General features: G+C 69.1%; 8 protein-coding genes and 1 pseudogene. 5 read left to right on the plus strand and 4 right to left on the minus strand.

The window, feature by feature from the left end; genetic code table 11:
- Window positions 1–197: 197 nt before the first annotated feature.
- Both ACT6S0_RS23890 and ACT6S0_RS23895 read right to left on the minus strand, forming a co-directional pair.
- Window positions 198–1130 (minus strand): LysR family transcriptional regulator, encoded by a 933-nt coding sequence (locus tag ACT6S0_RS23890; RefSeq protein ID WP_444766268.1) that lies wholly within the window; start codon window positions 1128–1130, stop codon window positions 198–200.
- 20 nt (window positions 1131–1150) lie between these two features.
- Entirely contained in the window at window positions 1151–1963 is an 813-nt protein-coding gene (locus ACT6S0_RS23895; RefSeq protein WP_444766269.1) for a DUF429 domain-containing protein, read from the minus strand.
- Between the two features lie 38 nt (window positions 1964–2001).
- Here ACT6S0_RS23895 and ACT6S0_RS23900 point away from each other — a divergent pair, with 38 nt between their 5' ends.
- Window positions 2002–3711 (plus strand): diguanylate cyclase, encoded by a 1710-nt coding sequence (locus ACT6S0_RS23900; protein WP_444766270.1) that lies wholly within the window; start codon window positions 2002–2004, stop codon window positions 3709–3711.
- A gap of 11 nt (window positions 3712–3722) precedes the next feature.
- Here the strand turns inward: ACT6S0_RS23900 and ACT6S0_RS23905 are convergent, their stop codons facing one another.
- Window positions 3723–4643, minus strand: coding sequence for a LysR family transcriptional regulator (locus ACT6S0_RS23905; protein ID WP_444766271.1), 921 nt, complete (start codon window positions 4641–4643; stop codon window positions 3723–3725).
- A 101-nt stretch (window positions 4644–4744) separates the two neighbouring features.
- On the opposite strand from ACT6S0_RS23905, the gene ACT6S0_RS23910 reads away from it, so the two are divergent.
- The gene (locus tag ACT6S0_RS23910; RefSeq protein ID WP_444766272.1) at window positions 4745–5404 is read left to right on the plus strand and encodes an NAD(P)-dependent oxidoreductase; all 660 of its coding nucleotides are present in this window, start codon (window positions 4745–4747) and stop codon (window positions 5402–5404) included.
- Window positions 5405–5436: 32 nt separating this feature from the next.
- Here ACT6S0_RS23910 and ACT6S0_RS23915 read toward each other — a convergent pair whose 3' ends face one another.
- The gene (locus tag ACT6S0_RS23915) at window positions 5437–8043 is read right to left on the minus strand and encodes a carbohydrate-binding protein (RefSeq protein WP_444766273.1); all 2607 of its coding nucleotides are present in this window, start codon (window positions 8041–8043) and stop codon (window positions 5437–5439) included.
- Window positions 8044–8270: 227 nt separating this feature from the next.
- Between ACT6S0_RS23915 and ACT6S0_RS23920 the strand changes: the two genes are divergently transcribed.
- The 3 genes and pseudogenes from ACT6S0_RS23920 to ACT6S0_RS23930 form a co-directional block, all read left to right on the plus strand.
- Window positions 8271–9305, plus strand: coding sequence for an asparaginase (locus tag ACT6S0_RS23920; protein ID WP_444766274.1), 1035 nt, complete (start codon window positions 8271–8273; stop codon window positions 9303–9305).
- A gap of 98 nt (window positions 9306–9403) precedes the next feature.
- On the plus strand, window positions 9404–10036 hold the full coding sequence (locus tag ACT6S0_RS23925; protein ID WP_444766275.1) for a TetR/AcrR family transcriptional regulator: 633 nt from the start codon (window positions 9404–9406) through the stop codon (window positions 10034–10036).
- Window positions 10033–10223: pseudogene (locus tag ACT6S0_RS23930) on the plus strand (RND transporter); the annotation flags it as partial. The gene ACT6S0_RS23925 and the pseudogene ACT6S0_RS23930, both read left to right, overlap by 4 nt.

A 10223-nucleotide genomic window follows, 5' to 3' on the forward strand; every position in this document is an offset into this window, starting at 1 on the left:
CGACGCGATGCAGGCCGAGTTGCGCAAGGCCTTTGCCACCGAGGAAATCCGCAAGCTCTGGAACGGCCTGGGCGCCGAAACGCCCAACCTCTACGGCGACGCCTTCGGCCAGTTCGTCGGCGCCGAGGTCAAGCGCTGGGCCACCGTTGTCAAGGCCTCCGGCGCCAAGCTCGAATGAGTCCGCTCGCGGTGCCGCTTCAACCGGGATTCGTGGGGGTCTGGAGATCCGCTGAGTGGCTGCGGCAGGCTGCCAGCAGCGACAGCAAGTTGGGGTCACGCTCCCGCGTACGCAGGAAGACGACGCTGATCTTCTGGCGCATCTGGTAGCGCGGCTGCAGCGGCACCAGCACCACGTTGCGCGGCAACACGCCGCGCACACGCCCCGGCAGCAGCGTGCAGCCGATGCCACCGCTCACCAGGTTCATCAACGAAAAGATGTCGTTGGTGGTCATCGCCACATGGGGCTCGAAGCCCGCGACGCGGAAGGCGTCGACGAAGCGGTCGCGCGTGACGTAGCCCTCGTTGAGCGACACGAACCGCTCGTCGGCACAGCCGCCCAAGTTCACCTCGGGCTGACGCGCATGCGGCGACTCGGCCGGCGCGGCGAAGAAGATTTCGTCCTCGAACAGCAGCTGCGATTCGACATCGGCTGCGCCCTCGGGGAAACCCATCACCGCGGCATCGACGATGCCGTCGCGCAGCTTGCGCAGCAAGTCGCTGTTGGAGCCCAGCACCAGCTCCGTCTGGATGTCGGGCTTGCGCAGGCGCAGCGCCATGATGAGGGCCGGCACGGTGCCGCTGGTCAATGAATACAGCGAGCCGATGCGGATGCGGTCGGCCGCGTAGCCGGCGATCTCGCGCGTGGCGCGGATGCCGTGCGCCATGACCTGCAGCACCTCGCGCGCCACGTCGGCCAGCGCATGCGCCGCGTCGTTGGGCTGCAGATTGCGGCCTTCCAGCCGGAACAGGCTGCAGCGGGTGCCCGTCTCCAGCGAATGCAGCGCGCGGTGCACGCTGACCGTGCTGATGCCGAGCCGCTCGGCGGCGCGCGCGAGGCTGCCGCTTTCCATGAAGGCGAGCAGGATCTCGAGCTTGCGGAAGCTGACTTCTTCGTCGATGCGATGCTGCATGGGCGCCGATCCTAGAGGCGTCAGGCGCCGACGATCCAGCCTTCCAGCGGGTCGACGCCGGCCGGCCAGCCGTAGCGCGGCTGTTCCGCGGCCCACGCGGCCTGCAGCATCGCCAGCACGGCGTCCAGGCTGTCGCCGCTGGCATCGGCCACCAGGGCGTCGCGCTGCGCATGGCTGAGCTTCAGGCGCAGGCCCAGCCGCGTGCGCCCCTGCTCCAGCGCATCGACGATGTCCTTGCGCGCGATCAGCCGCTCGGGCGTCTGCGCGGCCTTGGTGTCGCTCTTGTACGAGCGCCGCGCGATCAGCTCGCGCGCCAGCAGGCCGGGGTAGGCCTCCAGCGCAATGCGACGGGTATCACCGTCCAGATGGCCGGGCAGGTGCACGCCCGCCGCAATCAGGCGCGGCACGCCGGCATGCAGCATCCAGGCCACCGGCGGGTTGATCCATTTCATGCTGGGGCTGGAGCCGGCCGGGCCGTCGCAGGCGCGGTGGGCGAACTTGGCGCCGGCCGGGCGTGCGTCGCAAAAGGCGGCAAAGCGCGCACGGATGTCGGCGCGCTCCAGGCCGGCGTAATGCGCGATCAAAGCGGCATAGTCGGTCGGCCAGCCGAGGTGCTCGACCAACTCGCGCGGCAGGCCGAAAGGCAGGTCCAGACCGGCCAGCCAGGGGCCCGGGCGCATCAGCCAGGCGGAGAAGCCGTCCAGGCTGTCCAGCGTTGTCAGGCCGGCCAGCCGGACGACGGCGCCCTGGCGATGGCCTTCGGCGATTCGTAGGGGCTTGGCCGCCCGAGGCGCACTCGTGAAGTCAACCCCGAAAACCGTGAGTGCAGTCATGGCCGGCATTCTGGGGCTAGGCAGAATCGGCAGCTCCGATGTCAGACCTTCTGGATCTCCTGCCCAACCTGCCCGCCGACCACGGTGGCTTTGACGCGGCCGCATTCGACACTGGCTTCGCCGTGCAGCGCCAGCTTGCCGACGCGGGGGCCTACCAGGCGTCGAGCGAGGGGCTGGAGCAGCTGCTGCTGACCTGCCCGCCCACCGAGCTGCGCCGCCGAGGCGAAGCGCTCGCGCTGCTGGCCCACCAGTACCCGCGCATCGGCCGGCTGACGTCCAGCGCGCGCTGCGCCACCGAGGCGATGGCGCTGGCCGAACGCCTTGGCGACGACGTGATGCTGGCCGATGCGCTGACCTCGCAGGCCTTTGTCTACGGCCAGTTGCTGATGGCACGGGAGGCCTTGGAGTCGGGCATGAAGGCCCTGGCCGCCGCGCGCCGCGCCGCCGACCCGGTGCGAGAGGCTTGGGCGTTGAACCGCGTGGGCGTGGCCTATGCAAGCCTCGAGAACCCGGAGCAGGCTTGCGCGTCGACCGAGCAGGCGCTGGAGATCGCGACCGGCCCTGGTGTGCAGGAGGTGCGGTTCTCGTGCCATAACAACCTGGCGTACTTCTGGCTGAAGCGCGTCGAGGAGGCACAGGCCCAGGGCAATGCCGCCGCGCTGGCCCAAGCGCTGGCCAGCGCTCGCCGCACCGCCGAGCAGGCCACCGAGTTGGCGCGCTGCTCCGGCAGTCCCTTCAAGGTGGCCGTGGCGGTATCCAACCTTGTCAATGCCCTGCTGGCCGGCGGCCTGCTCGACGAGGCCTTGCCGCTGCTCAACGAGTTCGGCCACATTGCCCATGATCACGGCTACCGCACGCTGGCCATTGAGGCCGATGTCCAGCGCGCCGTCTTCCTGCGCCTGAAGGGCGAGCCGCTGCAGGCCGCGCGCATCCTCGAAGCCCTGCTGCACGCCGCCGCCGAGCCACCGCCCCAGCTGCGTCGACTGCTGGTGCGTTCGCTGTACGAGACGCACAAGGCTTGCGGCCAGTACCGCCAGGCGCTGACCTGGCTGGAGGACCTGTTCGGCCTGGACCGCCAGATCAGCCGCGACAACCTGGTGCTGCAGACCGAGGTGATCCTGATCCGCGACCAGGTCGAGCAAGCCCAGGCGCGCGCCGACAGTGCCACCGCCGACGCCCGCCGTGAGCGCGCCCGGGCGGTCCATCTGGAGACCGAGCAGCAGCGCTTGCGCGAGCATGCGATGGCCCTGGACCGCGCCGCGCATGAAGATGTGCTGACCGGGCTGCACAACCGCCGCCATGCCGAGTTCGCCGTGCCGCTGCTGGTCGAGGGCGCACGCATGGCCGGCCAGGTCATCAGCGTGGCGGCGCTGGATGTCGACCATTTCAAGAAGATCAACGACACCCATGGCCATGCGGTAGGTGACGCCGTGCTGCAGCAACTCGCCCAGCTGCTGCGCCACCGGCTGCGCAGCGCCGACCTGCTGGCGCGCATCGGCGGCGAGGAATTCCTGGCCGTGCTGGTGGGCATCGCACCGCCCCAGGCCGCCGAGATCTGCGAGCGCCTGCGCCTGGCGATTGCCGAGCACGACTGGGCGGCCATCACGCCGGGATTGTTGGTGCGCGTCAGCGTCGGCATTGCCGGCGGGGCGCCGCAGCAGCACCAGGGCGAGAACCTGCTCAACCGGGCCGACCAGGCGCTGTACGCGGCCAAGCGGGGTGGGCGCAATCGCGTCCATGTGGACTAGGCCTGTTAGCACTACGCCAGCGCCGGCAACGTCGCCAAATATCGCTTCAGCGCCTCCAGCGCCACCCTCACCTTCGCCGGATCCCCGTCGCGCTGCGGCGTGACGGCGACGACCGGCATCGGCATGAAGCGCCATTGCGGCAGCAGCCGCACCAGCGCGCCGCGTTCCAGCGCAGGCAGCACGTCCGCATAGCTCAAGCGCGCAATGCCCAGCCCCTGCTCGCACATCTGTTGCAGCGCGACATGGTTGTTGCTGGCGATGCGCACGCCCACCTGCAGGCGCTGGCTCTCGCCGCCCGGGCCATGCAGGAACAAGGCCAGCATCGGTGGCGCCTCCCCGGCCTCCGGCGCCTCGCGTGCCCAGGCCAGCCAGTCGAAGCCCGCCAGGTCCGAGGGCGCGACCGGCAGCCCTTGGCGCTCGACATAGGCGGGCGCCGCGCACAGCACCATCTCGATCTCACACAGCGGCCGGGCCACCCAGCTCGAATCGGCCAACTGGCCGACGCGCACGGCGATGTCGATGCGGGCGTCGATGAGGTCGATCATGGCGTCGTCCACCAGCAGGCGCAGGCGCAGCTGGGGCCACTCGGCCAGTACCGGCGCCAGGGCCTGGGCGATGTGCGACGCGAAGCCGACCGGTGCGGCCACGCGCAGCTCGCCGCTGGGCGCGTCGCGGGCCCGCACAAGGGAATGGGCCGCGGCGCGCGCCGCCTCGACGAGGCGCAGGCAGTGCGGGTAGCAGCGCTCGCCGGCCTCGGTCAGCGTGAGCTTGCGCGTGGAGCGGTGCAGCAGCGTGACGCCCATTTGGCGCTCCAGCGCACGCAGTGTCTGGCTGACCGCCGAGGCGCTCAGCCCCAGGCGCCGCCCGGCCGCGCTCATGGAGCCGGCGGTCACGGTCTCGGCAAACACGGCATAGGGCTTCAACTCGTCCATCTTTAAGCATCACTTCAAGGTGATAGCGATTCTGGCCGGCTTATCGCCAGATCGTGAAGCCCATATTGTTCTCCCATCCTTTCAACCCCTTGGAGAACTTCATGAAGATTGCCCTGATCGGCGGCACCGGATTCGTCGGCAGTGCCGTGCTGACCGAGCTGCTGCAGCGCGGCCACCAGGTCACCGCCGTGGTCCGCGACGTCGCGAAGCTAGCCCCGCAGGCCGGCCTGACGGCATTGGCCGCCGATGCCCGTGACGCGAACGCCGTTGCCACGGCCGTACATGGCCACGACGCCGTCGTGTCGGCCTTCAACCCGGGCTGGAACGCGCCCGAGCTGTACGACCAGTTCCTGCGCGGCAGCGCGGCCATCGCAAGCGGCGTGGAAGCCAGTGGCGTCAAGCGCCTGCTGGTCGTCGGCGGTGCGGGCAGCCTGTTCGTTGCGCCGGGCCTGCAGCTGGTCGACACACCGGAATTCGCCAGCCATGTGCCGGCCAATGTCGTGCCAGGTGCCAAGGCCGCGCGGGATGCACTGACCGCGCTGCGCGACAACACCGCGCTGGACTGGACCTTCCTGAGCCCACCCGCGCTGCTGGCCCCCGGCGCGCGCAGTGGCCGCTACCGCGTGGGCGGCGAGCAGTTGCTGATGGCCGGCGCGCAGCCCGCCGGCATCTCGGTGGCCGACCTCGCCGTGGCGATTGCCGACGAGATCGAGCAGCCGCGCCATCTGCGTGCGCGCTTCACCGTCGCGGCGCTGGACTGAGAGGCAGACAGTCTTGCGCGTTTCAGCAATGCCTACTGCGCGTTGACCTTCAGCCAGTTCAGGTTCCACTCCTCGCCGATGGACTTCAGGCGCAGCGTGTGGCTGCCGACGCTCATCGCGAAGGGCGCGCTGGTCTTGGTGACCCAGGTCTGCCAACCGCCGGTGTTGGGCACGGCCATGACATCGACGGCCTTCGCGCCGTCCACCCAGACTTCAAAGCCGCTGCTGCCGTTGGCGCTGGCCAGGCGGTAGTCGATGCTGAAGTTGCCTGCGGTGGCGACGCTGATCTTGAACTCGATGTAGTCGTCGGGGTCGAAGTGACCCACGTTCTGGCCACCGCCCGTGTCGCTGCTGTTCTCCAGCTGGATGCCGCTCATGGCGGTGAAGTCTTCGGCCTGCAGCGTCGCCGGGACGGGCACGAAACGCAGGGTGGTGCTGGCAGCGTCGCTGTAATAGCTTTCGTTGGCAGCGGTCAGCGCGGTCACGGCATAGAAATAGGTCGTGCCTGCGGCCGCCGTGCTGTCCGTGTACGCGGGAGCGACGACCTTCTCGGCCAGCTTGGTGTAGCCACCGCCGGCGCCGCTGGCGCGGTAGACGTTGTAGGCCGTGACCTTGGCGTCGGTGCTGGCATTCCAGGCCAGCGCATTGCCGTTGCTGCCCTCGGTCAGCTTCAAGTTGGCTGGGCGATCCGGCAGCTGGAAGACCTCCGGCGCCGTCGTGCTGGTCATCCACTGGGCCAGGCCGGCGTGCGCTTCCAGGGGCTGCGTGGCGTAGCTCTTGAACAAGGCCTCGATCTCGACCACGGTGGCGGTCGTGAAGTCGACCTTGCCGTTCATGTCGACGACGTCCTTGCCCTGCACCGGCGCCTTGTCCACCAGGTACATCTCGGCCCAGGTGTTGGCGCTGCCGTTGTCCTTGAACAGGCCGTTGAACGCATAGGTCTTGCCGCCTTCCAGCGTGATGGCCTGATAGACGCCGCCATTGACCTCGCCGCTGACGCCGGCCGGGCGGGTCAGGCGCAGCACGGCGCCGTCGCTGCCCGTGGGCGCCTTGCCTGCGGTGGCGTCGTTGAAGTCCAGGTTCAGCCTGCCGCCGATGGTCAGCGGCGTCCAGCCGGCGTTGGAGCCGAAATTCCCGTTGGTGATGACCTCGGCATTGGTGGTCGTGTCCGTGATGCTGATCTTGTCGAAGCTCAGGTCCAGGTTGCTGCCGGCCAACGCGCCGCCCTTGATGACGAAGTAGTAGGTCTTGGCGCCCGTGCCGCCCACCTTGATGGTGGGCGCCCTGACGGCGCAGGCATGGGCAAAGCTGGCATCCCAGCCGGCGCAGTCCCAGGTGCTGGCCTTGGTGACCATGCCCACGCCGGTATCGAAATTGGTGTTGACGGCGTTGGTGACCATGCCCCAGGTGCCCCTGCCCGAGCCACCCGCCGGGCTGACCAGCTTGTACGACCAGGACGTGGAGGCCCAGCCATGGCTGGCATAGGTGTCGTAGGTGGCGCGGCCGATCTGGCCGCCCAGGTCCAGGCCCGCGCCCTGCCAGGGCTGGAACTCGCCCACCAGCAACGGGACTTTCAGCTCGCTGACCAGCTTGCTGTAGGCACAGACCCCGCCGGTGCCGCTGGCGCCGCAGCGCAGCCAGTCGCGATGGACCATGTAGGCCGAGTCACCGGGCCGGTCGCCGAACAGGCCCGGATAGGGGTGGATCTGGAAGGCCACGTTGGTGAAGCCCTTGGCCATCGGGTTGCCGTAGGCTTCGATGCTGCCGTAGTGGCTGGGCAGCAGCACGATGTGCTTGTCGTCGATGGCGCGGATGGTCTTGTACAGGTCCTCGACGCGCGCCACCATGGCCTCGGCGGTGGAACCCCAAGGTTCATTGAGCGGGTCGTAGGCCGCCACCCCCGGCTCGTCCTTGTACTTGGTGGCGATCTGCTGCCACAGCCACCTGGTGCGCTCCTGAGCCTCGGTGTCGGTCCAGTACCTGTTCTGGCCGGCGCAGCCGGTATGGTCGTTGGGCGTCTGGCCGCCGTGGGCGCCGTGCAGGTCGAGGATCACGTACATGCCGCGCTTCTTGGCCTCGGCAATGCTCCAGTCCAGGTACTTCCAGGCATCGGCGCGCAGGGTCCTGGGCTTCTTCTCGTCCTCGATGACGCTCCACAGGATGGGCAGGCGCACGACGTTGAAGCCGAAGGCCTGCAGCTGGTCCCAGTCGCGCGTGGTCATCCAGCTGTCGCGGAAGAGCTGGATCAGGCGCTCCTTCTCGTCATGGCCGAAGCGCTCGGTCAGTTTGGCTTCCAGCGTGCACTGGTCGTGCACGCCGTTGCCGCCCTGGCCCATCATCCAGAACTCCTGCACCAGCCAGTTGCCGAGGTTGGTGCCCTTGAGCAGCACCTGGGCGCCACTGGCTTTGACCCACTTGCTGCCGTCGGTCTTCAACAGCGTGAGGCCTTCCGGAGCCGGTGCGGGCGCAGGTGCGGGAGCCGGCGCCGGCGCGGGGCTGGGTGCCGGCGACGGAGCTGGCGAACCGCCGCCGCCGCAGCCGACCAGCAGCGCAGTCCCCATCAGCCCGCCGAGCATGGCGGCCCGGGCGCGATTGCCCAGCGGGAAGGCGGCGCCTTCGACGAATGATCGTTTCTCCACGTCTGTCTCCGTCTGTCGTTGGAATCACTGGAATCATTGGAATCGGTTCCAATTCAGTATCCAAGACGATCTGGATGTTTGTCAACGGTGCCTGGGAGAGGTCCTAGGGAGGCGGTGGGGTCTCCAGTGTTTTCCCGGCTTGCGCATGGAATCGGTTCCATCGAGCGACACCGTTGTGTGTCTGCGGCCTCATTCAGCCTTAAGCATGGCCCGCCTAGACTGGCGGCATGAACCCTGTCCTCATCGAAGTGCTGCGCGGCTGCGACGTTGAATCACTGCATGCCGGCGCGCTGGCCATCGTCGACAGCACAGGCGCCGTGCACACTGCCCTGGGTGACATCGAGCGGCCCATCTTCCCGCGCTCGGCCGTCAAGCTGCTGCAGGCGCTGCCGCTGGTGGCCAGCGGCGCCGCCCAGGCCTATCAGCTCAGCGATGCCGAGCTGGCCCTGGCCTGCGCCTCGCACAGCGGCGAGCCCGAGCATGTGGCCACGGCCGCCAGCGTGCTCGCCAAGCTGGGGCTCACGTCCGATGCGCTCGAATGCGGCACGCAATGGCCCACCCGCGAGCCAGTGCTGCGCGGCATGCTGGTGCGCGGCGAGCTGGCCACGCCGCTGCACAACAACTGCTCGGGCAAGCACAGCGGTTTCGTTTGCGTCGCGTGCCTGATGGCGCGCAACGCCGGTGCCGAGCCGGCCGAATTCGCACGCGGCTACGTGGCGGCCGGGCATCCCGTGATGCGCGAGGTCTCGGCCGCGCTGTCGGCGACCACCGGAGTGGACGTCGAAGGCGCGCCGCGCGGTATTGACGGCTGTTCCATCCCGACCTTCGCCCTGCCGCTGCGCGCCCTGGCCCTGGCCTTCGCCCGCTGCGGCACGGGCGACGGCCTGTCCGACGGGCATGCCCGCGCCGCCCGGCGGCTGCGCCAGGCGGTGGCTGCGGCGCCCTTCATGGTCGGCGGCAGCGACCGCTTTGACACTGTCGTGATGCAGGCCTTCGGCGAGCGCCTGTTCTGCAAGATCGGCGCCGAGGGCGTCTATTGCGCGGCGCTGCCAGAGCTGGGCCTGGGCGTGGCGCTGAAGATCGACGACGGCGCCGTCCGCGCCGCCGAGGCCGCTTTTGCTGCCGTCGTCCAGGCGCTGTTCAAGACGCAAAGCGAACTGCTGCGCGGCTACAGCCACCTGGTGCTGCGCAACTGGCGCGGCCGCGAGGTCGGCGCGCTGCGGCCGGCCGCGGCGCTGGTCACCGCTTTCGCCACGCGCTGAACCGCGAAGCCCAGCGGGCGCCGATGTGGCCACCCGGCGATAAAACGATACAAACCATTTTCCAAGCAAGCGCTTGGTTGGTATTACAGTCCGGCCCCATGCCTCCTCGCAAACCCTTAGCCGCCGATGCCCTGCCGGCTCGCGAGCGCCTGTTGCACGAGGCCGCCTGCCTGTTCGGCGAACGCGGTTTTGCCGCCGTGCCGACCCGCGAAATCTGCGCCGCGGCGGGCGTGAACCCGGGTGCCATCCACTACCACTTCGGTGACAAGGACGGCCTCTACGCCGAGGTGCTGCGCCTGCCGGTGCAGGATCTTCTGCAACGCATGAGCGGCTTCGACGATCCCGGCATGAGCCTGCACGACTCGATCTGCCGCTTCGTGCGCCCTTTCCTGTTCGACGACGGCGCCTGCAGCGCCCAGCTCTTCCTGCGCGAGATGCAGGCGCCTAGCAGCATCTTCCTCGCCATGGTGGGGGAAGAGATCGGGCCCATCTTCGACCGCTTTGCCGCCTTGCTGGCCCGCCATGCCGGCCTGGCCGAGCCCGACGCCGCGATCTTCCAGCTCGCCATGGGCCTGCAGGCCATGGCGCATGACTACGCGATGAGCCGACCGATGCTCGACGCCTTCCACCCCGAACTGCTGGTCAACGACCCCCAGCTCGAACAGACCTGCATTCGCCTGGCCGACTGGGGCTGCGCGCTGGTCGAGTACGAGCGAAAGAAGCACGCATGAACCCACGCCTTCTCCTGAGCGCGCCGCTGCTGGCGCTGCTGACCGCCTGCACGACGGCGCCGCCCGCCGTGCCGCCCGCCGACGCAGCCATTCCGGCGGCCTGGCGCTCGCCCCTGCCGCATGGCGGCAGCACCGCGGCGCTCACCCAGTGGTGGCAGGCCTTCAGCGACCCGCAACTGGCTCGCCT

It is taken from the genome of Roseateles sp. (assembly GCF_052436255.1).
GTDB lineage: Bacteria > Pseudomonadota > Gammaproteobacteria > Burkholderiales > Burkholderiaceae_C > Pelomonas.

Coding starts and splice junctions, on each gene's coding strand:
- ACT6S0_RS23890 (WP_444766268.1), bottom strand. CDS start 1,130: ATGCAGCATCGCATCGACGAAGAAGTCAGCTTCCGCAAGCTCGAGATC.
- ACT6S0_RS23895 (WP_444766269.1), bottom strand. CDS start 1,963: ATGACTGCACTCACGGTTTTCGGGGTTGACTTCACGAGTGCGCCTCGG.
- ACT6S0_RS23900 (WP_444766270.1), top strand. CDS start 2,002: ATGTCAGACCTTCTGGATCTCCTGCCCAACCTGCCCGCCGACCACGGT.
- ACT6S0_RS23905 (WP_444766271.1), bottom strand. CDS start 4,643: ATGGACGAGTTGAAGCCCTATGCCGTGTTTGCCGAGACCGTGACCGCC.
- ACT6S0_RS23910 (WP_444766272.1), top strand. CDS start 4,745: ATGAAGATTGCCCTGATCGGCGGCACCGGATTCGTCGGCAGTGCCGTG.
- ACT6S0_RS23920 (WP_444766274.1), top strand. CDS start 8,271: ATGAACCCTGTCCTCATCGAAGTGCTGCGCGGCTGCGACGTTGAATCA.
- ACT6S0_RS23925 (WP_444766275.1), top strand. CDS start 9,404: ATGCCTCCTCGCAAACCCTTAGCCGCCGATGCCCTGCCGGCTCGCGAG.